Origin of the sequence: Parapedobacter sp. GCM10030251, from assembly GCF_042666505.1 — a bacterium.
Taxonomy (GTDB): domain Bacteria; phylum Bacteroidota; class Bacteroidia; order Sphingobacteriales; family Sphingobacteriaceae; genus Parapedobacter.
Window position 1 is genome coordinate 32,132 of the sequence record NZ_JBHTDN010000016.1, and the last position, 21,833, is coordinate 53,964.

Sequence of the window (21,833 nt, forward strand, 5' to 3'; positions counted from 1 at the left end):
TCACTCACCCATCGGTGCTTTCATCAGATTGACTTCCAATACATTTTTTGTTTGTGCTTTTTCAATCTGATACGTAATGGCTGTCGGCGCCGCACCGGTATATACACTGTTGAGGAACTGGCTATCAGCTATGGGGGATGCGACCAGTATTAGCGACTTGCCGTCTCCGGTAAGATTCGTTGCGTAAATATGGTGGATCTTCCCCGGGATAGATGCCGCGCCGTAACCTTGGCCGCCCACTAACAGCGTGTAAGGACTGCCACCATAAGGCGGGGGTGTATCCGGGCGCGCCTGGGTAATGACGCCGTCAATGTAAACATGATGGATACTGGCAGAATCGCTTGCCCTGATGGCTACGCCCGTGTAGTTGGTTTGGCAATTGGTGATGAAAACCTGCTCAGTGTCGTCTTCGGGCCCACGCCATTTGGTTGACGTGACCTGATAGGAATGGATATCCCCCGAAGTATGAAAGTAAGGTGCAACGTCAAGACTGGAAAGAGCAATCAGGTCGTCACCGTTGATGCCTGTTATGTTGTCGATGCGGAAATATTTACAACCGTGCCTTAAATTTATACCGTCTTTGTTATATGCCTTGACGGTCTTTCCATCCACCGTAATGTATTCAGGATTGATGAATCGTAACGCCGATAATTCCGCGTTTTTGGTGCGTTCAAAGCAGGTAGCCCAAGCGTGCGAATTTTTTATGGTGACGTTCTTTAATTTAAACCCATCAACATAAGCGATTTGAATCAGGTTATTGCGCCAATCTCCGGTTTGTTTCACGTCTTTCTTGCCGGCATCGCTGCCGTAACTGACCCGGCCTGATTCGTTGGAGGTAGTCAGCTTCCGGTATGCGTCGCCCGTAGCCCTTGGGTTCGCTGCTCCCTGCAGGAGCGCCTCGCCCACACCCACAATCTGAATGTTGTAATTCCAGTCCGGGTGACTGATACCGGCACCTACGTTATCACTCCGGAACATATTGTCTCTGCAGCGATCAGATAGTTGGATGGTACAATTATCCAGAATCACCGTCATGTTACTTGGTAACAATATGGCGCTATCGATTTCCCAATAAGTGGTTCCATTGGAATTCCATTGCGGGATAACCACTTTGTTTGTAGTGCCTTTCGCAGCGGCAATCGCCTGACGAATGCGCTCGATGTCGCTGCCAGAAAAATCGTTAGGCGTGATTACAGGCCCGTGCTTTGCGTTTGCCTGCAATAGGCATGCAAGAAAGAATACAAACAGCGAATAAGATGTGGACTTCATAGGGTGTGAGAGACGGGTGAATCGTTTGTCATAATCCACCAATTATACATAAAAATTTTGAACGGCGCCACGGAGTGGAGGAGACAGGGAGGATCGACAGGTTGGCGTATTGTTTTTGAAATTAGTAGATTAGCGCTTTAGTAGATTAGCGATAAATATGAAAACGGCGTTCCTGGCGCTCTTGATGCTTTTCCCGGTTTTGGGGGTGGATGGCCAGATAGCCGAGGAGAAGCCCGTTTCTCCGGGAACCTTGCAACGGTTAAAGACCGCATTTGAGCAAGTATTGTCCGGAACCGGCATACGAGATCTCCATCGCGATTTTGAGCTGAAATTTGATACCCTAGCGTTACGGTTTAAACTCCATATAGCTCCGAAGACTCCTTTGCCTGAATATACCCTGGATACGTTGGATGGCCTGATCAATCAAATTTTAGGTGGTACCTCGCACGCGAGGTTAACGGGGCAAATTTATTTTGACCGTTATACGGATCGGGCATTGGTAAGCGTGAAAGGGTATACGACGGACCAAATTTTTCAGTCCATCGAAATCATGGTTGAGCCGTTGGGAGGAATGGAAGCGTTTTCTCGGCGACTCCATGACTACCTGAAAGCGGAAATAAGCCAAGGGCATAGTTGGATCGATCGTTTACAGGACAGGACATCTATTTGCTTTATTGTGGAACGTGATGGATCGTTGATCAATGTTGCGGATACCCCGTTTAGAACCTCGTTGGATGCTTTTGTTGCCCAAGAGCAGAAAGGGTCGCCAGGAATTGCGAGTGGGCGTCCGGTGGCATATGAATTGGAGTTACGGTTATACGCGAGTTATCTTCAGGGAAAGACCGGATGGCCTAAAGACGCCGAATGGCGGAGACGGCCAATTCTTTCCTGGAAAAAGAAGGGACGACAGTATTTGTTTAGCTCGCTTATGCGGCCGGATGCTCCCGTCGTCTCGTTTGTGTATGACGCTGTACTCGGACAATACAGGTTTCCCATCGCTCATGCTGGAAGCCGCGACGAATGTAGCCGGCTGATTATGGAAATTCAGAAAGACCCGGATAAACCACCTTATTTTTACAGGGCGTTTGATAGGGTGTATTTTTACCGGAACACGAACAGATAGGCGCTGACCCATCGGCTGCTTTGACCGTTAAACATTCTCTGCACGCGAACGAAAGCCGGAAATACGGGATCCCATCGGGAGAACGCCGGATTTCGGTTTTTTTTAAACCCTTAATCTTAATTCTCATTTTTTACGTAAGTTTGAAAAGCACTTTACTCGTTTACCCCAATTAAAATTGTGATATGAAGCAAAGCAAATATTCACGCAAAGAATTTGTAAAAGGAATGGCAATCGCGGCGGCTGGGTTTATGATCGTTCCCAGGCATGTGCTGGGCGGAAGAGGGTTTTTGGCACCCAGCGATAAAATAACGGTAGGCATTGTTGGGGCGGGCGGCAAAGGCAGGCAAAACGCGGAAGAGCTCTTGAAATTGAAGGATGTACAGATTACGGCGGTTGCTGATCCTGCTAAATACTGGGACTTAAAAGATTTCTACTACAAGTCTAAGGCGGGGCGTGAACCGGTAAAGGAAATGATCGAGAGCCATTATAAATCGACCAACGGGAATTACCGAATCAATGAATATATTGACTTCAGGGAGATGCTGGAGAAAGAATCATCTCTCGATGCCATCATGTGTTCAACGCCCGATAATACGCATGCGTACGTGTCGATAAAAGCGTTGCGGGCCGGTAAGCACGTGTATTGTGAAAAGCCCCTGACGCATAACGTCTGGGAGGCGCGAAAAGTAAGGGAGGTTGCCTTGGAAACCGGTCTGGCGACGCAAATGGGAAATGTTCTTCACAGCGGGGAAGGAATACGGCAGACGGTTGAGTATCTTCGCGACGGTGCGATCGGGAAAGTTGAAGAGGCACATACCTGGGTGCCTGCTTCGCGGTGGAATCCAGGTTTAAAGGGATTGCCCGCGGGGCCTGCGATCGATGAACAATCGATCGGCTGGGACCTGTGGCTGGGACCTACACCTTATATGCCTTGTCATAAAGAGTATGTACCGGTAACCTGGAGGGATTTTTGGGTACTGGGTTGCGGCGCATTGGGCGATTTTGGTTGCCACGATCTGGATGCTTCGGTTTGGGCATTTGACCTTCATGCGCCTGAAAGCGTTGAGGTACTGCCCGCGGGCTATAGCGATGCGAATATTGCCCCTTACGGTGAAATCGGGTACTACCATTTTGCGAAAAACGGCAATCAGCCCGAATTTAAGCAGGTATGGTATTCAGGAGGGCTGCAGCCTCCCCGGCCGGAACTGCTGCCCGATAACGTGGAACTGCCTAGTCGTGGTTCGCTTTTTATTGGAAAGAAAGGTATTATCGTAACGGGAGCGGGAGGTTCAAACCCGCGGATCTTTCCTGAAAGGCGCCGCGAGCGATATAATCCGCCAAAGCCCAGTATCCCCCGTTCGAATGGACACTTTCGAGATTGGGTTGATGCCATTAAAGGCGGACCGGCCGCGAGTTCGAATTTTGAATACGGAGCCCGCCTTACCGAAATAACGCTGCTTGGCGTCTTGTCGCTCCGACTGGGGGGAAAGAAGATTTATTGGGATAGCGAGAACATGCGGGCGAAGGGTTTGCCTGAAGCAGATCCGTTTCTCCGGGAGCCGGTGCGATCGGGATGGGAAATGGCTTAGTTTGTGTCAAGAGGAACTTAAAATGCTAACGACGAAGTAACAGGCAAGTGGTCCGATGGATAGCGATTTTCGTTATAGACATCGGAAATCACCTGGTAATCCTTCACCTCGAAATGGGACGTCAGAAAGATATAGTCGATGCGATTTTTGGGTTCGCCTTGAAAAACACCACCTCCTAAGTTGGTATTTTCTACTCCCTGGCGGGGAGTCTCGCTGCGGTCATACACATCGTGGAGCAGTGTTTTTATCGTTTTAATCTGGTAGGTTTCAACCGTGGAATTAAAATCGCCCACGCAAATGGCGGGGACTTTCCCGGCGATTTCCTTGATTTTCTCGACGAGCAGCGGCCCCGACTCTCTTCTGGCTACTTCCAGCTGCCAGTAGAAATGGACGTTGAAAAAGTAAAATTCCCTGCTGGTTTCCTTCACCTTGAATTTTGTCCAGTTGCAAATACGCCGGTCGGTAGCGTCCCAGCCAATACTAGGCTCATCAGGGGTTTCGCTAAACCAGAATACGCCGCTGTCCAGCACCTCAAACATGGCGGTGCGATAGAAAGTGGCGCAATTATGCAAATCGCCTTTACCGCCATAGGGGTGGCTTACGTAATCAAAACCCGGTAGCAGGCCCTTCAGGTCTGCCAATTGGGTGGCATCGCCTTCCTGGGTGCCAACCACGTCGAATTGATGGTTACGGATCACATCGGACAAGGGGCCTTTGCGTACGTTCCAACCATTGCCGGATTGCTTGTCGGCATCGGCATCATAGCGTATGTTGTAGGTGGCCGCACGGAATTGGGCTTTTCGGGCAGAAGGTTGCTGGGCTTCGCTCATCGTAGCAACACAGTTGAAAAAAGCTAGCCATAACGTACATAGGTATCGTAAACTCGTTTGCATAATAGGATGGGAGGGGTTGTAATTTACTCGTCTGCGACCTGGATAAACGAATACCGGCAGCTCCTCGATAGACACGTGTGCCATTGCGTTGCGGGCTGGAAAAAAGATCCCACGAATGTGGTAAGGTTTCCGCATTTCGGACAAGTGGTCGGCTGGTCGGCATACGTATAGCCCGCGTCCGTTTTTGAATCTGTTTCTCGTCGCTTCATAATACTAAGAATCGGTTTGTCAACTCGTTCGTAAAGTTAACGAAAAAGTTTGTGCAATCAGCGTGTGCAATATCGGATTCTGATCAATGGCTTAAGCGTTGGGCAAAATTTTGATCCATGCCGAAAACTTTTACCTTTGCAATTAACCAAATACAGAAACCAAACGGCGAAGTGTTAATTGGGTGGGTCAGATAACGGCCGGCAAAGGAGATAATCATGAATGAAATTAATAAATCGAAACTATGCTTAGCTATCCTGATGATAGCGACTTTGCTATCCTTCGCGGTTCTGGAAGGTTTGAAGAAAGCGGGTCGGCTTCCGGAATTCAGCGATGATCATCGGCTGTATGCGATTACCGCAGGCGTGATCCTGGTCGCCCTGATCGGGATAGTGTCGGTGATCCTGCGGCGGGATAAGGCGGAAGAGTGAGTGACCCATGCAGGATGCTTCGCCGTCGATTTACCGGTTGCCGTTTGTGCTGCTCTGTTTGAGTTCCCTGCTTTTTTCCGCAAGCTTCAATATGTTGATCCCGGAACTGCCGGAATACCTGAGCAGCATGGGCGGTGGAGAATATAAAGGGCTTATCATTGCACTGTTTACGCTCACGGCGGGTATTTCAAGACCGTTTAGTGGCAAGCTAACTGACACGATAGGACGAGTGCCCGTGATGGCCGTGGGCTCCATCGTATGTTTCGTGTGCGGCTTCCTCTACCCCGTGCTGTCCAGCGTGTCGGGATTTCTGTTTCTGCGCCTTATACACGGATTTTCTACGGGCTTTAAGCCTACGGCAACGGCGGCTTATGTTGCCGACATCATTCCACGGGAACGATGGGGTGAAGCCGCAGGCGTGCATGGGCTTTGTTTTAGCTTGGGAATGGCCATAGGCCCGGCTGTGGGGAGCGCCATTAGTCAGGCATACTCGATCGACGCGCTCTTTTACTGCTCTTCGGCGTTCGCATTGCTTTCCATTGTGATCTTAATGAACATGAACGAGACATTGCCCCTACAGCAGCGGCAACGGCTGAAGCTGTCTTCCTTTCGCATATCTCGTACCGATATCATCGACCTACGGGTGATTCCAGCGGCGATCGTCACCCTGCTATCCTACATAGCGTACGGGGTGATCCTTACGCTGATTCCTGATTGGACGACGCATCTGGGCATATCCAACCGCGGTATGTTTTTCGTGGCGTTTACCATCGCCTCGGTAGCTATACGGTTTTTCTCCGGCAGGCTTTCGGATCGATATGGGCGCGTGCCGGTAATGCAGTATGGGCTGGCTACGCTTATTGTGTCAATGGGTATCCTGACATGGGGTAACAGTTCCGTTTGGCTGATTGCGGGCGCCGCGGTTTACGGTATAGGCGCCGGTATCCTGTCGCCGGCCGTAAATGCTTGGACAATAGACCTGAGCCACCCACAGCAACGTGGCAAAGCCATGGCGACCATGTACATTGCCCTGGAAGCGGGGATTGGCTTGGGGGCGCTATTCGCAGGATGGGTATACCGCGATGTGATTATCCACATTCCGTATATTTTCTTCGGGACGATGGTGGTGGCCGCCCTCGCCTGGGGCTACTTGTGGGCTTACCGGCCCGGAAAACAACCTATGTAACTTTTTCTCTTTTATTTTCAAACTAATATTTTTAGTATTATATTTGACGTTGAGTTTACCTCGGTGGAAAACAACCGCCATATACGGTTTGATTAATGAGTTTACGCAGCGACGATGCTGGCAGATCGGATGTAGGGGCTATAAATTGCATTATCGGCTAATTTGCCGATATTTTGATTTATCGGCTATTTTACCGATATTTGAAAAAACACATTCATATAAATATGATAGGAGTATTAACAGGAGACATCGTCAATTCCCGTACAAAACTTGCAGACGAATGGCAGCCCGGGCTGATCGGTATCTTATGCCAGTATGGAAATGAACCTAATGACTGGGAATTATTCCGTGGGGATAGCTTTCAGATCCGTGTTGCTCCTGAAAAGGCGCTGAAGGCAGCGATCCACATAAAAGCAGGCGTAAAGCGAACCACACCACTTGACGTGAGAATCGCGATAGGCATTGGTATGGAAGACCATGCTTCAAGCAAAGTTACATCGTCTACGGGTAGCGCTTTCATCCTTTCAGGTGAGTGTTTTGATACGCTAAAAAAGCAAACCTTGGCAATCGCAACGGCTAATGACCAATGGGACGAAGTGGGTAACCTGCTCTTGTCGCTCGCGTCCCTGACGATGGATAATTGGAGCCCAGCGACAGCTGAGGCTATCCAGACCGCGATTGAAAATCCCCAAATGAACCAGGAAGCATTGGCTAAAAAAATGAATAAATCGCAAAGCAGCATCAGCGAAGCGCTCAAACGGGGTGGATACGATGCGGTGATGCGAATGGAGAAATTTTTCGAACACCAAATTCTCAAAGCATGGTCACGTTAGGTCTAAAATTATTTCTCGCCCATGTTTTGGGAGATTTTGTCTTTCAACCCGATAAATGGGTTAAAGGCAAAACAGATAATAAACATAAATCAAAGCATTTGTACCTGCACATCGCGATCCATGCCTTGACGCTTCTGCTTTTGCTGAAGTTTGATGTTTTTTACTGGAAAGCGTTTTTAACGGTCATTGTAAGTCACCTGATCATTGACATCACGAAAACCCATTTATATGGGCGCGTAAATAAAAAGGCGTTGTTTTGGTTGGATCAGTTGGCGCATAGTGGTTTCATCTTATTGGCGGTCTATCTTTATGAACCCTACGCGATTTCGTTGCAACCGCTATTTACCAATGAGGTAATGTTGTTTCTCGTGGCAACGATCTGCGTTACGTTTGTTTCTTCGATCATTATCAAACAGTCGCTGTCAAGCTGGGGCCTTGAGGCGCGGGAAGCATCGCGGGGGAAATCAAATCAACAGGGAATCGTGCAAAAATCCGAAACCGATTCACTCACCCATGCTGGCAAATACATTGGCTATCTGGAACGGCTGTTCCTCTTCTGCTTTATTTTGATGAACCAATGGCAGGCAATCGGATTTTTAATTGCCGCCAAATCAATTTTTCGTTTCAGTGACTTATCGACAGCGAAAGATCGAAAGCTGACGGAATATGTACTAATTGGTACATTGCTCAGTTTTGGGCTGGCTTTGTTGATCAGCTTAGCGTATAAATACGGGAAGGGTTTTGTCAGTTAAAGCTTTCGCGGAACGCCATCGGGCTCTGATTGGTTTTGTTTCGAAAGAACTTACTGAACGACTGCGGATGTTCAAAGCCTAATGCATACGCAATTTCCGAAACGGATAGGCCGGTAGTGGAAAGCTTTTCTTTGGCCTTTTCAATCAGTTTGTTGTGAATGTGTTGCTGGGTACCCTGCCCGGTGAGGGATCGCAGCATGTCGCTGAGGTAACTCGGGGAAAAATTCAACCGATCCGCAAGAGATTGGACGGTAGGGATGCCGTGGGTCAATGACGTTTGTCCATCGAAATATTCGTCCAGTAGGGCGTCCAGGTTTTGCAGTACCGTGTCGTTAATCGGCCTCCGCGTGATGAACTGCCGTTTGTAAAAGCGCTGGGCGTAATTCAATAATAACTCAATCTGTGAAATAATTACGTCGTGGCTAATGTCATCGATGCGACTATTGAGCTCGTCTTCCATGTTCCGGAAAATGGAGAGGATGATTTCTTTTTCCTTGTCAGATAAATGCAAAGCCTCGTTGATGGAATACGAGAAGTAGTGGTATCGCTTAATGGTTTTCGCCAAGGGATAGTTTAAGAGAAAATCAGGATGCATCAATAAGGTGATTTGCTGATTGATGCAATGATTTTCAGCCATCCGGTCGCCGACCTGCTCGTTATTGCCGACAATCTGATGGGGGGCGGCGAAAAACAGTCCGCCCTCGCTGAAATCGAAATACGTCTGGCCATACCGCAATGTGCCGCCTAGATGAGGCCTGAAGGAGATCTTATAGAAATTCAATACGTGACGGTGCTGGGGTGGCACCCCGGCGATGGGATGGTCTACACCGTTGACCAATGCAATCAACGGATGCTGGGGAGCAGAAAAGCCGGCTGCTTTCATCGCTTCGGATAACGAATCGAACTGCCGCGGTGCGTGTCCGTGTTTGTTCATGTTACAAAAATAGGGTATATAACCGTATTTACAGCCGGTACCCTGAATCGGATACCGGCTGTTGGTGGTTTTATCCTTGCGCTGCATTTGAAACGGTTTCCCATGCTTCCCAGGTCTTCAGTCGACCAGCATACACCTCGCGAACCTCCCGTAAGCTATGCTTTCCAAGAAATAAGCGTAACGGTGGGTTTGGAGCGTCGACCGCGGCAAAAAGCGCGGCTGGTGTTGCCTCGGGGTCCCCTTTTTCCAGGCGCTGGATGTTTCCGAACACTTCGGCCTTCAGCGGGTCATAGATCGGCTGGTTGTCCGCGAACTTCAAAGATTCCGGGCTACCGAACGTCGTGGCATACGCTCCCGGCTCGATGATGGTGACATCAATGCCGAATGGTTTTACTTCCATGGCTAAACTTTCATAAATGGCTTCAAATGCCCATTTGGAGGAACAGTAATAGCCGATTACCGGATGCGCCACATGTCCCAGGGAACTGGATGTGCCCAGGAGATGACCGTGTCCTTGTTTTCGTAGCAAAGGCAACGCGGCCTGAATGACAGCTACCGGCCCGAGTACATTGGTATCGTACAATTGCCGGATATCGTCTGCGCGGGCTTCTTCAATGGCTCCCACAAGGGAATAACCTGCATTGTTTAAGACAACGTCCAATCGGCCGAAATGGGCGTGGGCGTCATTTACCGCGGTGTGCACCTGCTCTGGATTGGTGACATCTACGGCTAGTGTTAACACGTTTGCACCATACTTTTGCAGGTCGGCAAGGCTTTCCAAATTGCGGGCAGTTGCGGCTACCTTGTCACCACGTCGGAGGGCCGCTTCCGTCCACACCCGCCCGAACCCCCGTGAAGCTCCGGTGATGAACCATACTTTTTCTATTCTTTTCACGACGTCTGCCGCATCAGCTTGTTGTTGTACCATTAGTCAAATGATTTTAAATGAACGATGGTACAAAGTTCGGCGGCCGCCGATCCGGCGACGTAGCCAAATCGGGTGGAGTTGTAGTCTAAATGAGGCGGACACTCAGGAATCGGACCATGCCTGCGATAGCCGGACCAACCCTTCTTCCAGCAGGGGCCGCGGGCAGGCGATATTGAGGCGTAAAAAGCCTTCACCGGCATCCCCATATAGCGTGCCGGGACTCAGCCACAACCGCTGTTCGCGTAACAATTTGTCGGCGAAATCTGCAGAGGAGGGAATAACTGAACGACCGTCTAGCCACACCAGGTACGTGGCTTGAAGGGGGATTACCTGAATCTGCGGCAGGTGGGACCGACAGAAGTCCGTCAAATACGTAAAGTTGGCAGCCAGATAGGTTTTTAGCGATTCCAGCCAGTGTTCGCCCTGTTCATAGGCGGCAACTAGGGCCTCAATGGCAAAGGGATTTAGGAGCGTCATTTCCTGCATGTCCAGTATGTGGCGTACCTGTTCTCTGAATGCTGCATTTTCGGAAAATAAATAAGCAGCCTGCAGCCCGGCGATGTTGAAGGTTTTGGTAGGGGAACTAACCGTGATGGATCGCAACGCGTAGTCATGGCCCAGGGATGCGAAGGGAATATGCCTGTGCGGATCATAAACAAGGTCGGAGTGGATTTCGTCAGAAACAACCACAACGTTATGCCGCAGGCAGATTTCGCCGATGCGCAACAGTTCTTCCGTTGTCCAGACACGGCCCACCGGGTTGTGTGGATTGCTGAGCAAGAGCAGCTTCACCGCAGGATCGGAGGCTTTGGCATCCAGATCTTCATAATCAAATTCATATACACCGTTATGCAGGCGCAGGTTGTTTTGGACTGCCTGACGGTCGCAGTGGGCAATGCTGGCAAAGAAGTGGTTGTATACGGGCGGCTGCAACAGGACCTTGTCGCCTGGATCGGTCAATGCCCGGATAATAACGGATAATGCAGGAACCACTCCGGTGACGGGAATCAGCCAGTCTGGGTGGGGGGCAAAGCCATGCCGTTTATTCCACCAGCCGATGATGGCGTCGTAGAACCGCTGCGGGGTGTGGGTATATCCGAAGATTCCATGCGCCACACGTTTTTCCAGCGTCTGCTGGATAGCGGGAGCGGCCTTGAAATCCATGTCGGCAATCCACATGGGCAATACGCCGGGTTCGGCAGTATCCCATTTTATACAATCTGTATGCGTGCGATCGATAGGGTCGTCAAATTGATAATCCATTGGCATTTTTATAAAGGTGAAAATACGATTTTGAGGATTATTGCATGGATGCAATGATCTCCTGATGTCGATCAAATATGATGATAATGTTGTTCACATCCAATGGGAAATGGAGATAGTTGTGCGGACTGGCTTTTGGAAATCCGCATACGAATAGTACCTTTATCCAAATAAACACAGCTCATGTTCATTGTTACCTGTGCGATCATTATCCAGAACGGTAAAATACTAGTCTGTCAGCGTAGCGGCGCAATGGATCTGCCATTGAAATGGGAGTTTCCGGGCGGAAAGGTGGAACCGGGGGAAGACGAAAAACTGACCATTATCCGTGAAATTAAGGAAGAACTGCACTTGGATATCGAAGTAATGAAACGGCTCCGGCCGGTGGAATACGATTATCCAACCTTTCGGATCCGTTTGGTGCCGTTTATTGCGAGGGTAGCAGGTGGTGGGTTGCTGCTCGAAGAACATGCAGACGCCCAATGGGCAACGGTAGACCAACTGGACCGGTACGATTGGGCGCCTGCCGACCTGCCGATTATTGAACAATTGAAAGCGGAACCGGCAGGTTAGCAAGCACGTGCATCATTTTTTCCTCACGGGAATCCATACCTCGCTATACGCGTGGTCCGGTTTCTGCCCGTCCATCTTTGTAAAGGAGAAAGAAGGGGCATCAATCACCTCATAGCTGGAAGAAGGCAGCCATACTGCGTAGATGTTGGCCATGGTCTGCTGTAAGGTAGCCGGAAACGGGCCGTCGTTCGGAAATACGGCCCAAGTGCCGGGTTCAACGGAAATCGTATCAAGCCGTTCGCTTACTTCGCTTTCGGTGGTTAGCACACCGATCAGGTGGGTCAAATCGCCCTCTTCCTTCAAAAACTTGGCATCGGCATCGTACGAAACATTGACGATTTCATAAGGTGCAATATTCTGAAGGGAATGCATTTCTTTTTTTTGCTCTTCGGTAATGCTTCGTGCCAGCTTGACAATCTCGTTATTGACACCTTCAAATTGCATCGGAACGCGTTTACTTACACCCGCAAAGCGAAATGCGGGTTTGTCTTCAATTCTAAATTCCATGGTAGTACCTCCTGTTACAGTAATAATAAATGAAAGTTTGGGAAAAGTTTTGCGGGTCTTTTTTTTGATCACATCCGATGGTAGAAACCCGCTCCATTTTTTGAAGGCTCGGGTAAAGCCGTCCATCGACTGGTAACCGTATTTGAAGGCCACGTCGGTTACCCGCTCTCCGGCGAGTAAATCCTTGTTGGCTTCAGACAGCTTCCGGTTCTTAATGTATTCATTAAGTGTATGCCCCGAAAGGTAAAAGAATATTTTTCGGAAGTGAAAATCGTGAATGCCGGCATATTCGGCAATGGATTCGAGCGATAACTCGTCGGTCATGTGATCTTCGATATAGTCAATCACCCGGTTTAATTCGTTTAACATCTTGCTGCTCTTTAATGAAACAAAAGTAGCATGGCTTTTTTTGCCGCGCTCGACTTTCGAATACAAAAAATATCGGATGGATAAAAATCGGTAAAATCTAGGGAGGGAATACGGAAGCCAGAGGGAAGGGCCTTAAGATTAGAGTGGTAATATCCGTATGACCGTTTATATTTGAAACCATAAGTGCAAAAAAAGATGAAGTTGAACGTGATCCTAATGATGGCAGGTACCGTGGCGGCAGTAGCGGGCTGCAGCAAATACAGGGGAAAGCCTGCAAAGATATTCCCGATTGAGTTGAAGGCAGTCGCTTTGGAAAGCCGTGGATCGGTTAGGTTGTATACGAAATCAGGCGAAATAACGGACGAAGGAGTAATTGCGGAGTTCATTAACAGTGAGGAAGGATTTAATGCATCATTTGCACCGAGACCCGACGACTTCATGACGTTTATAACGGATAGCACAGCGCAATTTGGCATTTCTGCCGTGCTTTATCGCGTATCTCGTGAGGGCAACACAGCGGTGGTCTTTCGTTCTCCATTTATATTAGGCCCTTATGCAAGGGGTGAAGAGCCACGGAAAATCCTGGATACCTATCGACTGAGTAAACATAACGATCCGTTGCAGATGTTTCATTCGGGAGGGCAAATCTCGTATAAAGGGGAAGTAGTGACGTATTGCAGTGGGACGGATCGGTCGTTCTTGTTTCCCGTGATGATTTATAAACTTAGCCGCCCGTCCGGCAATAGCGGACAAGCCAATATACGCGTAGCATCCGGTAAGCTATTTAACGAATTTAATAAAGATTTTCTGGCCACACTGGGCGATAGGGATACAATAGCCTACCAGCAAAGCTATGTGCGGTATAGTAAATGACTTGCTTGGGTACCGGTTAATCGGCTTATCCGAAATCGTCCGCTCAACGGTTTCCATTCCGACGAGTGCGTCGCCGGCAGCCGTATAACTGTCGCTGACCGGAAGCTCCGAACGATATGATATTGAAAATTGATTTTCAAATCGTCATCGGTAAGTTGACGGTGACTGTATTCGACGCCAGGGCGGGAACCTTGGTGGGGTTAAGACCAGCTAGTGGGTGCTAAGACCCAGATTGCCCAAATAAGCAATTGGGTTGCCATCCCCATGAGCATCGTAGCGGTGGTAAAGACTTTGAGGGTAACGGTGGCGCTGATACCAGAAAACCGGCTGACGACCCAAAAATAAGAATCGTTCATATGGCTTACGCACATGCTGCCCGCCCCCAAACTCAGTATGGCGAGCGATAAGCCGAGCGGATGATCCAATCCTAAGTTGCTTAGCATGGGCGCGATAAGCGATGCGCCGGTTATGACGGCGACCGTGGACGATCCTTGGGCGGATTTTAAAAATGCAGTAATCAGAAATGGTAGAAATATGCCCAGTGAGGTGCCGCCCAGCAAGGTCCCGATATCGCGACCGATACCCGAATGTTGAAGCAGTTGCCCGTACATGCCGCCTGCACCGATAATAGCCACGATGACGCCCGCTTTTTCTACACCTTGGGTAAGCCAGCCCGGAAGCTTCGCGCGATCGGCCCGTTTGACCAAAAAGAGGGCTACCAGAATACCCGCTCCCAAGGCGATGCTGGGATCGCCTACGAACAAGAGCCATTGAACCAATCTGTCAAAATGCTGGAGTTGGGGAGCAAAGAGGTGGGCTAAGGAGCCACAGGCAATCAGGGAAATGGGGAGCAGTACCGGCAGGAAAGATAGCCACGTGGGCGGTAATTGTGCCGATTCTGGGGAAGCATCCGTCAAAGGTGTATAGTCATCGGCCACGCGCTTTCCCTTCCAACGGGCGTAAAGGAGGCCTACGGCGGCAGCTGGTATCGAAAGAAGGGCACCTAAAAGCATGATGGTTCCGAAATCGGCACCTATGGTTTCAATGGCCGCGGTAATGCCGGGGTGGGGCGGTACCAAACAATGCACGGCATAAAGAGAGGTGGCTAGCGTAGTGGCCATGACGGCCATGTTCCAATGAGTTTTTCGGACCATGGAGTGGTTCAATCCATTTAAAACGATAAAGCCACTGTCGCAAAAGACCGGAAAGCCGATAATGTATCCGGTTAGGGCGATGCCCAACGGAGCATTCTTTTTAGAAACGCTTCGGATCAGGTATTCGGCCATGCGAACGGTGGCTCCAGTTTTTTCCAGGATGCCACCCAACGTTGTTCCGAGGATGATGAGTACGCCCACTTTACCCATTGTGTCGCCGAAGCCAGCCTTCAGCTGCGCCACAATATCGGGTAAAGGCATCCCAGTAAGCAATCCGACACCCAGTGCAGCCAAGGCTAGGGCAAAAAAGGGGTTCAGCTTTTTACGGCCCGTGCTCCAAATGACGAAGGCGACGGTTAGCGCAAGCGCGGCTAATGAAACATACATCGTATCCATTATGTATCAGGCTGTCATGGTGGGCAAAATACGAAGAATTCAATTATGAGACCTGTGTAATGACATATGTTACTTGGTTGAAAGAAAAACGGTCGCCCGCCTGTAGGCCGACTAACCGGCTGCCGATGGGAGAAGCGGTGGACACTGCCCAATAGGCGTTGCCTTCCATGTCAAGACGACCTGCGCTGACGGCGAGGAAAAAGGTGCCCCGATCGGTTTCGATCAGACTACCTAGTTTTGCAGGCCCCGAGTGTGGGCGTGCGTCTAGGGAGGCCAACACCTGCGCCATGCGTTCCGCATCGGCCAGTAATTGCTGGTGCCTGGCAATTTCCTGTTGCATCATTTCACGAGTGGCTTCAAATTTGTCACCCGCACTGCTTTTCGTATCATCGGCGGCCGCGTCACTGGCCGAAGCGAGGGCTTGCAGGGCATTGGCAATGCGTTCGTCTACATAGTGCCGGCAAGCGGCTAGCAGCGAAGTTTTGATGGCATGGTATGGCTGGTTCATTTTTTTCAAGGCGCGTATAATTACGATTTATGTGTTCGAGTCCATGATTTACGTATCAATACATTAGGTATGCGAAAGGATATTCACAGTTTTTCCAAAAGGATCCTTTACGTAAAACCTCCTGACTCCCCAGGGTTCGTTGGCCGGACCATAAGTCACAGTAAATCCAGCTTCTACCATTTGGTTGTATACGTCGTCAACATCATCAACCTCAATGGAGATATCAGGTACGGGGGTTCCCGAACCGCCTTCGCTAGCAATGCTGATCTGGACCTGCATGGAGCTGCCTAGGCCGTATGTGCGAATCCAGGTCAAGTCCATGAGTACCTCCAACCCGAGAATGTCGTGATAAAAGTGGTGTGCTGATTCTATGTTTTCCGTTGCCGTGTTTACGACAATTCTTCGTACCGCCATGTTGACTAACTGATGGCAGCAAAACTACGAAAATTGGCTTATGGAAAATACAGGCGATTATCATCAACTAGGTATATAAACCTCTTACATCATGGCTGAATTGAACACCGGACGGCGATTGCAACCCAGGGTTGACCTCACCGCCATGGTTGATCTGGCTTTCTTGCTGATCACCTTTTTTATGCTAACCACTAACATTAACAAACAACAGGCACTCGATGTAGCGATGCCCGATACAGCGGACTCCACAGATTTCATGCCGTTGGCAGATAACCGGACCATTACGTTGCTGCTCGGCGGGGACGGGCGGGTGGATTGGTATTGGGGTATGCTGGATAAGCCTCTGGCGGGTCCATATACATCCAGTATGGGTAAAGGAGGTATACGGGAGGTGCTATTGGAAAAGAAAGATGAGGTGCGGACCTTGACCAAAGAGGAAAAAGGTATTACCGTAGTGATACGTCCCAGCGCACGGGCAGCATATGCGAGTCTCGTAGACATACTGGACGAGATGAAAATCTGCGGAATCCATCAGTACATGATCGGAGAGATAAGCCCGGCTGAGGAGGCGATTTTGGCATTACGCTAGGCGATGGAACCGTGAGTGCTGATAACGAATAACAAAAAGCAGAAGGAAATAGCCTCCAAATTTATATTTTTACTGCCATACCATTACGAAGATATGGCATCAGGTTTTTTTGCAATTCTGGACGACATAAGCGCTTTGATGGACGATGTAGCCACGACAGCGAAAGTAGCAACCCGCAAAACTGCGGGAATATTGGGCGACGACCTAGCGGTCAACGCTGAAAAGGCAACGGGTTTTCTGGAATCACGAGAGTTACCAGTGCTATGGGCCATCACCAAAGGATCGTTCCTCAATAAGGTGATCATTATTCCGGTGGCTTTGGCACTTAATGTGTTTTTTCCCGTGGCAATAAAGGTCATCCTGGTTTTAGGAGGTTTTTACTTAGCTTATGAAGGTGTCGAAAAAATCATCGAATTCTTCTTTCACCGTCCGAAGAAAGGACATGAAGTTGTTGAGGAGAGCGAGGAAAGGCAGAGTGATGCTGAAAAGGCAAAGATTAAGGCAGCTGTGACCACCGATTTCATCCTGTCGATTGAAATTGTAATCATCAGTCTGGGAACAGTACTGGAGAAAGGCCTGCCGATACAGATTCTTACCGTTTCAGTGGTGGCACTGCTGGCTACTGTTGGAGTATACGGTATCGTCGCACTTATTGTTCGGATGGACGATGCGGGTTTTCGATTGATAAAACGTACTCAGGACACCGGCTGGTTGGCTAAATTGGGGCATTTGCTAGTAAAATCACTGCCAATTGTAATCAAAGGTTTAGGCGTGATCGGTACCGTCGCGCTGATTCTGGTTTCGGGTGGTATATTCGTGCATAATATCGATTATCTCCATCATATATTGGCTTCATGGCCTTCGTTCTTGAAGGAAATGCTTATCGGTTTTATAGCGGGGCTGATTGCAGTTGCCGTTTTGACTGCAGGCAAAAGGGTTTTTTCCCGTGGATGAGCTAATACTACGCCAGTTTAAGGAGGCTGATTTCGGCTGGCTCCAAAGTTGGGTGACCTCGCCAGAACCGCTGTTTCAATTTTCGGGCGACCGCTTTTCATATCCGTTGAGCCTCGAGCAGTTCACGGAATATCGCGCGGAGCATCCGGACAGACCCATGTATACAGCTTGGTTCGAAGAACAGCCGGTGGCGTTTGGCGAAATCATCCCGCAGGACAATGGCCGGCCGAGACTGGGAAGAATTTTGGTAGGAAACCCGGCGATGCGCGGAAAGGGGGTGGGAACTCGCTTTATTACGACACTGGCGGAAGAATGCAGGCGGCTATATACCTGCGACGCCGTGGAATTAAACGTTTGGGACGAAAATACGCCGGCCATACGTTGCTACGAAAAGGCCGGCTTTGTCTTTCGGCCGGATGATCGGCTGGTGCTGCAGGCGTTCGGACGTAACTTCAATATCCACAAGATGGTGAAATGGATTACTGCGTCAGAATCGCTGCCTGGTGTTTAAAGTATGGCGTGATGGGATCGCTGTGATTGCTACGTTTCGTCGTCATCCAAGCCTCCGGAGGCTGTACCTGCTAGGTCTCCTCCTTCCCGGTCTACGTCATCGGGGTTATCGGTCTCGCGGATATCAGCATCATCATCTGAATCGCCATATTGCTGTTGTTTATCAAAAGCGATATGGTTAGCGCGCTCGTTTTCGGCGAGGCCTTTTTCTTTTTTCTCCGGATCAACCGGAGGATGTTGTTGGCTGTTCATTGTAGGGTCCTCCTTCTTTTTTTCCAACAAGGACTGAAAGAAAATGTTTTCCGGATGAATCTGCCCTGAACATCGCGAATGTTAAATTACGAGGAAAACGGAATTATGGATGATGCGGTTTATCAGGAAATTTTGGAGGATCTTCGCGAGAGCATCGAACGGTAGATTTCTTACCTTTGCGGCGACATGGGTATAATGAACTGGCAGCAATTGCTATCCGCCAAACGATGGGGATATGAATCTCGCAAGCAGGATGATCAGCAGGATGCGCGTTCTGAATTTCAGCGCGACTATGACCGGTTGATTTTTTCATCGCCTTTTCGCAGGTTGCAGAATAAAACGCAGGTTTTTCCGCTACCTGGCAGTGTGTTTGTCCATAACCGATTGACTCATAGTCTTGAAGTGGCTAGCGTCGGGCGGTCGTTGGGCCGCATTTTCTATAATGAGATGCGGAAGGCAAATCCAGATATTGACCGTGAGCTCCCCTATCTGCAGGAGGTTGGCAACATTATCTCAGCGGCTTGCCTGTCGCATGATTTGGGGAACCCGGCGTTCGGTCATTCGGGCGAAGCGGCTATTTCCAATTACTTTACGGCGGGCATGGGGGGCGTATTTGAAGAGCAGGTAACCGAGGCCGAATGGGCTGACTTGACGCATTTCGAGGGGAATGCCAATGCACTGCGGATATTGACCCATCCATTTGCAGGCAAGGACGAGCATGGTTTTGCTCTTACTTACAGTACGTTGGGGGCGATTGTAAAGTATCCGTGTGCGGCCGCGGACGGCCACGTCAAAAAAGTGCATCATCGAAAGAAGTATGGGTTTTTCCAATCGGAGCGAACCGTTTTCGATAAAATAGCGGCCGAATTAGGATTGTTGAAGGACACAGAAGCTCCGAGTGGCTATAAACGGCATCCGCTCGTTTATTTGGTGGAGGCGGCAGATGATATTTGCTATAACATTATCGACCTGGAAGATGCCCATCGGTTGGGTATTCTGCCCTATGAGCAGGTCGAGAGTTTACTGCTGCCCGTTTGCCGGGATGAACACTTGAAAGAGCGCTTGCAAAAGCTTGCCGATTTTGATAGCCGGGTGAGCTTGTTGAGAGCCAAGGCAATCAATACGTTAATTGGGGAGTGCGCAACCGTATTTACAGAAAATCAGGATGCGTTTCTGAATGGGGTATTTGGTCGAGCACTGATTGAAGCGGTGGATACAGATTTGGTGAAGGCAATGGGTACGATTGAGGAAGTGTCGGTTAAGAAAATTTATAATGCGCAGTCGGTCGTACAGATTGAGGTAGCTGGCTATAAGGTAATGAATGGGCTACTCGAAGAGTTTATTCCGGCTTATCTGAAGCAAGACAGGACACCTTACGATACCAAATTGCTGGCATTGATGCCGCGCCAATTTCACACACAACAGGACGATGCGTATACGAAAATCCGCTCAGTGCTGGATTTTGTTTCTGGAATGACCGACCTGTATGCAGTTGAACTGTACCGTAAGATAAAAGGAATATCGTTTCCCTCCCTGGACTGACAATTAATGAACATAGCTTGATACATGCCCATACATTTATATAATCCCTTCAAGAATTTTCGTTTCGACAACGATACCTGTTTCCTGAGTGGGCAAACCTTGCAATCAGGGGATGAGCAAATACAGGTTTTCCCCCATTGGCTTATGCGGAAATTTGATCTTGAAGATAAGCCTTTCAAGCTACTTGATGAGAGTATCCGTACCTACAAGCAGCTGCAACTGCCCTGTGCAACGGAAATAGCCGAACGGATCGCCGAAATGGATAGCCGGGTGGAGGCAGCGTTTAACAACGGATATGAAGCAGTGAAACAGGTAGACCGCCTGCTACTTTTTCAATGGGTGGCCAGGATGGTATACGGAGTCGTGTTCAATGAAATACAAACAGGTATTCGGCAGCAAATGCTCAGCGGAGAAGCAATGAATTTTTCGCAGGTGCTTGCACATAAATTCAAAAATCTGCATTTGATGTTGCAGTCATTAATTTTGCCCATGCAATTTGATGGCGGGGTACCATTTACCGTGTTGGTTTTTGAGGTTGACAACGCTGAACGGACGTTTAATTACCGTGACGAGATCAACACGTTGGTGTATTCGCTCAGAATGAATGACGTTGGTATCATTGTGTGCCTGCAGGACAATGGTACGAACCGGATTTACCACCAGGAATTTGTGGAAAAGATGGAAGGAATGCGTCTCCACCCGATTCAGTTTGAGGAGCTATGTGCACGCTTTTTTTACTCGGCCTATTTGTTTAACCGGTTGCCTGAATATACAATCTTACCAACGGACGAAAAGATTTATGTCGAACCGATGTCTTTGGCCGATATGAGTATGAGGCCTATTTTTGATCCTTGGCAGGTAAAAACGTATGGACAGGTGCTGGAAAACTTTTGGAAACCCTGGAAGTATACGTTATTTGAAATTATTAAGGATCCGGAAAACCCCATGTCATTTCTGACAGATGGGAAAGGCAATGCAGTGCCTGGCAGTGCAATAAACTTACCTAAAGCCTGACAATCTGGTTCTTCAAGGAATTATGCATTTATTTGGGATCGTATTTGAATTATCCGTATTTTTGTAACCCTGCTCTTTTTTGGCGCAGGCTTGTTCATTGAGGAGAATACAGATTGCAAAAAATTAATTACGCTGATTATCAGCGTAATTATAAAATAATTTAATTTTTTGTTTGCATTCAAGGAAAGTGTTCTTACTTTTGCACCCCGCGATCGACAAAGGGATGAAAGTGAGGTTGATAAGCGGGTGTTGTTTGATAGAAGAATTGGTAGGAAATTGATGGGAAGGTGGACCACGGAAACGTGGAAGCGGGAAGAAAAAAAATAAAAAAATATTTTTTGTTTTTAAAAAGAGATTTCTACCTTTGCAGTCCCAAACGGAACAGGGGTTCGAAAGAAGGAAGTTCCGGCCCGGCAGCGCGATGCAGCCGGTGTTTGAAAGAGAGAAAAATCGGCCGGTTCTGAACCGGCGTGATATAAAAGCCGAAGCGCGAGCGGAGGCGAGATAGTTCTTAAAGATATTGATATTCATGTAGCGTAACGAGTAGTCTGTTTTCAGACGAAAGTTAAAAAACAGACCTAAGTCAATCAGTAATAGACATAATAATAAAGATTGATTCCGAGAATATCGGGTCAGATCGATAACTTCATTTTTACAATGGAGAGTTTGATCCTGGCTCAGGATGAACGCTAGCGGCAGGCCTAATACATGCAAGTCGAACGGGATCCACCAGCTTGCTGGTGGTGAGAGTGGCGCACGGGTGCGTAACG

The 21,833-nt window shown here is 48.8% G+C and carries 24 protein-coding genes and 1 rRNA gene; 14 read left to right on the plus strand and 11 right to left on the minus strand.

The annotated features are described in order from the left end of the window. A complete protein-coding gene (locus ACFQRK_RS22715) occupies positions 1 to 1,269 on the minus strand; it encodes a glycosyl hydrolase family 28 protein (RefSeq protein ID WP_379010601.1) in 1,269 nt (422 codons plus the stop codon). 157 nt (positions 1,270 to 1,426) lie between these two features. Here ACFQRK_RS22715 and ACFQRK_RS22720 point away from each other — a divergent pair, with 157 nt between their 5' ends. Both ACFQRK_RS22720 and ACFQRK_RS22725 read left to right on the plus strand, forming a co-directional pair. Continuing rightward, entirely contained in the window at positions 1,427 to 2,392 is a 966-nt protein-coding gene (locus ACFQRK_RS22720; protein ID WP_379010603.1) for a hypothetical protein, read from the plus strand. Positions 2,393 to 2,574: 182 nt separating this feature from the next. Further along, entirely contained in the window at positions 2,575 to 3,981 is a 1,407-nt protein-coding gene (locus ACFQRK_RS22725) for a Gfo/Idh/MocA family protein (RefSeq protein ID WP_379010606.1), read from the plus strand. Positions 3,982 to 3,998: 17 nt separating this feature from the next. Here the strand turns inward: ACFQRK_RS22725 and ACFQRK_RS22730 are convergent, their stop codons facing one another. Continuing rightward, a complete protein-coding gene (locus ACFQRK_RS22730) occupies positions 3,999 to 4,811 on the minus strand; it encodes an endonuclease/exonuclease/phosphatase family protein (RefSeq protein WP_379010607.1) in 813 nt (270 codons plus the stop codon). Between the two features lie 86 nt (positions 4,812 to 4,897). Further along, positions 4,898 to 5,083 carry a hypothetical protein gene (locus ACFQRK_RS22735; RefSeq protein ID WP_379010609.1) on the minus strand — a complete coding sequence of 62 codons (186 nt, stop codon included), beginning with the start codon at positions 5,081 to 5,083 and terminating at the stop codon, positions 4,898 to 4,900. Between the two features lie 216 nt (positions 5,084 to 5,299). Here ACFQRK_RS22735 and ACFQRK_RS22740 point away from each other — a divergent pair, with 216 nt between their 5' ends. The 4 genes from ACFQRK_RS22740 (at position 5,300) to ACFQRK_RS22755 (ending at position 8,283) form a co-directional block, all read left to right on the plus strand. After that, positions 5,300 to 5,512, plus strand: coding sequence for a hypothetical protein (locus tag ACFQRK_RS22740; RefSeq protein ID WP_379010610.1), 213 nt, complete (start codon positions 5,300 to 5,302; stop codon positions 5,510 to 5,512). A 7-nt stretch (positions 5,513 to 5,519) separates the two neighbouring features. Continuing rightward, the gene (locus tag ACFQRK_RS22745; protein WP_379010612.1) at positions 5,520 to 6,698 is read left to right on the plus strand and encodes an MFS transporter; all 1,179 of its coding nucleotides are present in this window, start codon (positions 5,520 to 5,522) and stop codon (positions 6,696 to 6,698) included. 224 nt (positions 6,699 to 6,922) lie between these two features. Beyond that, positions 6,923 to 7,531 carry a hypothetical protein gene (locus ACFQRK_RS22750; protein WP_379010614.1) on the plus strand — a complete coding sequence of 203 codons (609 nt, stop codon included), beginning with the start codon at positions 6,923 to 6,925 and terminating at the stop codon, positions 7,529 to 7,531. Continuing rightward, the gene (locus ACFQRK_RS22755; protein WP_379010617.1) at positions 7,519 to 8,283 is read left to right on the plus strand and encodes a DUF3307 domain-containing protein; all 765 of its coding nucleotides are present in this window, start codon (positions 7,519 to 7,521) and stop codon (positions 8,281 to 8,283) included. Before ACFQRK_RS22750 ends, ACFQRK_RS22755 begins: the two co-directional genes overlap by 13 nt. Here the strand turns inward: ACFQRK_RS22755 and ACFQRK_RS22760 are convergent. The 3 genes from ACFQRK_RS22760 to ACFQRK_RS22770 form a co-directional block, all read right to left on the minus strand. After that, positions 8,276 to 9,217: a helix-turn-helix domain-containing protein gene (locus ACFQRK_RS22760; protein WP_379010618.1), complete on the minus strand. Its 942-nt coding sequence runs from the start codon at positions 9,215 to 9,217 to the stop codon at positions 8,276 to 8,278. The genes ACFQRK_RS22755 and ACFQRK_RS22760 overlap by 8 nt on opposite strands. A gap of 70 nt (positions 9,218 to 9,287) precedes the next feature. Beyond that, positions 9,288 to 10,145: an SDR family NAD(P)-dependent oxidoreductase gene (locus ACFQRK_RS22765; protein ID WP_379010619.1), complete on the minus strand. Its 858-nt coding sequence runs from the start codon at positions 10,143 to 10,145 to the stop codon at positions 9,288 to 9,290. A gap of 102 nt (positions 10,146 to 10,247) precedes the next feature. After that, entirely contained in the window at positions 10,248 to 11,408 is a 1,161-nt protein-coding gene (locus ACFQRK_RS22770; protein ID WP_379010620.1) for a MalY/PatB family protein, read from the minus strand. A 183-nt stretch (positions 11,409 to 11,591) separates the two neighbouring features. Here ACFQRK_RS22770 and ACFQRK_RS22775 point away from each other — a divergent pair, with 183 nt between their 5' ends. Next, a complete protein-coding gene (locus ACFQRK_RS22775) occupies positions 11,592 to 11,981 on the plus strand; it encodes a (deoxy)nucleoside triphosphate pyrophosphohydrolase (protein ID WP_379010622.1) in 390 nt (129 codons plus the stop codon). A 12-nt stretch (positions 11,982 to 11,993) separates the two neighbouring features. Here ACFQRK_RS22775 and ACFQRK_RS22780 read toward each other — a convergent pair whose 3' ends face one another. Continuing rightward, positions 11,994 to 12,857: a GyrI-like domain-containing protein gene (locus ACFQRK_RS22780; RefSeq protein ID WP_379010624.1), complete on the minus strand. Its 864-nt coding sequence runs from the start codon at positions 12,855 to 12,857 to the stop codon at positions 11,994 to 11,996. 195 nt (positions 12,858 to 13,052) lie between these two features. On the opposite strand from ACFQRK_RS22780, the gene ACFQRK_RS22785 reads away from it, so the two are divergent. After that, a complete protein-coding gene (locus tag ACFQRK_RS22785) occupies positions 13,053 to 13,730 on the plus strand; it encodes a hypothetical protein (RefSeq protein WP_379010625.1) in 678 nt (225 codons plus the stop codon). Positions 13,731 to 13,930: 200 nt separating this feature from the next. Here ACFQRK_RS22785 and ACFQRK_RS22790 read toward each other — a convergent pair whose 3' ends face one another. The 3 genes from ACFQRK_RS22790 to ACFQRK_RS22800 all read right to left on the minus strand — a co-directional run bounded on the left by ACFQRK_RS22790 (position 13,931) and on the right by ACFQRK_RS22800 (position 16,202). Continuing rightward, the gene (locus ACFQRK_RS22790; protein ID WP_379010627.1) at positions 13,931 to 15,271 is read right to left on the minus strand and encodes a GntP family permease; all 1,341 of its coding nucleotides are present in this window, start codon (positions 15,269 to 15,271) and stop codon (positions 13,931 to 13,933) included. Between the two features lie 52 nt (positions 15,272 to 15,323). Then, on the minus strand, positions 15,324 to 15,788 hold the full coding sequence (locus tag ACFQRK_RS22795; protein ID WP_379010628.1) for a 3-oxoacyl-ACP synthase: 465 nt from the start codon (positions 15,786 to 15,788) through the stop codon (positions 15,324 to 15,326). Between the two features lie 63 nt (positions 15,789 to 15,851). Next, entirely contained in the window at positions 15,852 to 16,202 is a 351-nt protein-coding gene (locus ACFQRK_RS22800; RefSeq protein ID WP_379010629.1) for a VOC family protein, read from the minus strand. A 91-nt stretch (positions 16,203 to 16,293) separates the two neighbouring features. On the opposite strand from ACFQRK_RS22800, the gene ACFQRK_RS22805 reads away from it, so the two are divergent. From ACFQRK_RS22805 to ACFQRK_RS22815, 3 genes are all read left to right on the plus strand, one after another. Then, positions 16,294 to 16,791, plus strand: coding sequence for an ExbD/TolR family protein (locus ACFQRK_RS22805; protein WP_379010630.1), 498 nt, complete (start codon positions 16,294 to 16,296; stop codon positions 16,789 to 16,791). Positions 16,792 to 16,884: 93 nt separating this feature from the next. Further along, on the plus strand, positions 16,885 to 17,745 hold the full coding sequence (locus tag ACFQRK_RS22810; protein ID WP_379010631.1) for a DUF808 domain-containing protein: 861 nt from the start codon (positions 16,885 to 16,887) through the stop codon (positions 17,743 to 17,745). Then, positions 17,738 to 18,256, plus strand: a complete 519-nt coding sequence (locus tag ACFQRK_RS22815; protein WP_379010633.1) for a GNAT family N-acetyltransferase — start codon at positions 17,738 to 17,740, stop codon at positions 18,254 to 18,256. Before ACFQRK_RS22810 ends, ACFQRK_RS22815 begins: the two co-directional genes overlap by 8 nt. A 29-nt stretch (positions 18,257 to 18,285) precedes the next feature. Here ACFQRK_RS22815 and ACFQRK_RS22820 read toward each other — a convergent pair whose 3' ends face one another. Continuing rightward, complete coding sequence (locus ACFQRK_RS22820; RefSeq protein WP_379010634.1) at positions 18,286 to 18,507, minus strand: hypothetical protein; 222 nt, start codon at positions 18,505 to 18,507, stop codon at positions 18,286 to 18,288. A gap of 195 nt (positions 18,508 to 18,702) precedes the next feature. Between ACFQRK_RS22820 and ACFQRK_RS22825 the strand changes: the two genes are divergently transcribed. From ACFQRK_RS22825 to ACFQRK_RS22835, 3 genes are all read left to right on the plus strand, one after another. Further along, positions 18,703 to 20,049, plus strand: coding sequence for a deoxyguanosinetriphosphate triphosphohydrolase (locus ACFQRK_RS22825; RefSeq protein WP_379010638.1), 1,347 nt, complete (start codon positions 18,703 to 18,705; stop codon positions 20,047 to 20,049). Positions 20,050 to 20,073: 24 nt separating this feature from the next. Continuing rightward, positions 20,074 to 21,063, plus strand: coding sequence for a hypothetical protein (locus tag ACFQRK_RS22830; protein ID WP_379010635.1), 990 nt, complete (start codon positions 20,074 to 20,076; stop codon positions 21,061 to 21,063). A gap of 654 nt (positions 21,064 to 21,717) precedes the next feature. Continuing rightward, positions 21,718 to 21,833 (plus strand): 16S ribosomal RNA (locus ACFQRK_RS22835); the annotation flags it as partial.

Coding starts and splice junctions, on each gene's coding strand:
- ACFQRK_RS22715 (WP_379010601.1), bottom strand. CDS start 1,269: ATGAAGTCCACATCTTATTCGCTGTTTGTATTCTTTCTTGCATGCCTA.
- ACFQRK_RS22740 (WP_379010610.1), top strand. CDS start 5,300: ATGAATGAAATTAATAAATCGAAACTATGCTTAGCTATCCTGATGATA.
- ACFQRK_RS22765 (WP_379010619.1), bottom strand. CDS start 10,145: ATGGTACAACAACAAGCTGATGCGGCAGACGTCGTGAAAAGAATAGAA.
- ACFQRK_RS22750 (WP_379010614.1), top strand. CDS start 6,923: ATGATAGGAGTATTAACAGGAGACATCGTCAATTCCCGTACAAAACTT.
- ACFQRK_RS22775 (WP_379010622.1), top strand. CDS start 11,592: ATGTTCATTGTTACCTGTGCGATCATTATCCAGAACGGTAAAATACTA.
- ACFQRK_RS22755 (WP_379010617.1), top strand. CDS start 7,519: ATGGTCACGTTAGGTCTAAAATTATTTCTCGCCCATGTTTTGGGAGAT.
- ACFQRK_RS22825 (WP_379010638.1), top strand. CDS start 18,703: ATGAACTGGCAGCAATTGCTATCCGCCAAACGATGGGGATATGAATCT.
- ACFQRK_RS22820 (WP_379010634.1), bottom strand. CDS start 18,507: ATGAACAGCCAACAACATCCTCCGGTTGATCCGGAGAAAAAAGAAAAA.
- ACFQRK_RS22770 (WP_379010620.1), bottom strand. CDS start 11,408: ATGGATTATCAATTTGACGACCCTATCGATCGCACGCATACAGATTGT.
- ACFQRK_RS22830 (WP_379010635.1), top strand. CDS start 20,074: ATGCCCATACATTTATATAATCCCTTCAAGAATTTTCGTTTCGACAAC.
- ACFQRK_RS22785 (WP_379010625.1), top strand. CDS start 13,053: ATGAAGTTGAACGTGATCCTAATGATGGCAGGTACCGTGGCGGCAGTA.
- ACFQRK_RS22805 (WP_379010630.1), top strand. CDS start 16,294: ATGGCTGAATTGAACACCGGACGGCGATTGCAACCCAGGGTTGACCTC.
- ACFQRK_RS22745 (WP_379010612.1), top strand. CDS start 5,520: ATGCAGGATGCTTCGCCGTCGATTTACCGGTTGCCGTTTGTGCTGCTC.
- ACFQRK_RS22800 (WP_379010629.1), bottom strand. CDS start 16,202: ATGGCGGTACGAAGAATTGTCGTAAACACGGCAACGGAAAACATAGAA.
- ACFQRK_RS22790 (WP_379010627.1), bottom strand. CDS start 15,271: ATGTATGTTTCATTAGCCGCGCTTGCGCTAACCGTCGCCTTCGTCATT.
- ACFQRK_RS22780 (WP_379010624.1), bottom strand. CDS start 12,857: ATGTTAAACGAATTAAACCGGGTGATTGACTATATCGAAGATCACATG.
- ACFQRK_RS22725 (WP_379010606.1), top strand. CDS start 2,575: ATGAAGCAAAGCAAATATTCACGCAAAGAATTTGTAAAAGGAATGGCA.
- ACFQRK_RS22720 (WP_379010603.1), top strand. CDS start 1,427: ATGAAAACGGCGTTCCTGGCGCTCTTGATGCTTTTCCCGGTTTTGGGG.
- ACFQRK_RS22795 (WP_379010628.1), bottom strand. CDS start 15,788: ATGAACCAGCCATACCATGCCATCAAAACTTCGCTGCTAGCCGCTTGC.
- ACFQRK_RS22810 (WP_379010631.1), top strand. CDS start 16,885: ATGGCATCAGGTTTTTTTGCAATTCTGGACGACATAAGCGCTTTGATG.
- ACFQRK_RS22735 (WP_379010609.1), bottom strand. CDS start 5,083: ATGAAGCGACGAGAAACAGATTCAAAAACGGACGCGGGCTATACGTAT.
- ACFQRK_RS22760 (WP_379010618.1), bottom strand. CDS start 9,217: ATGAACAAACACGGACACGCACCGCGGCAGTTCGATTCGTTATCCGAA.
- ACFQRK_RS22730 (WP_379010607.1), bottom strand. CDS start 4,811: ATGAGCGAAGCCCAGCAACCTTCTGCCCGAAAAGCCCAATTCCGTGCG.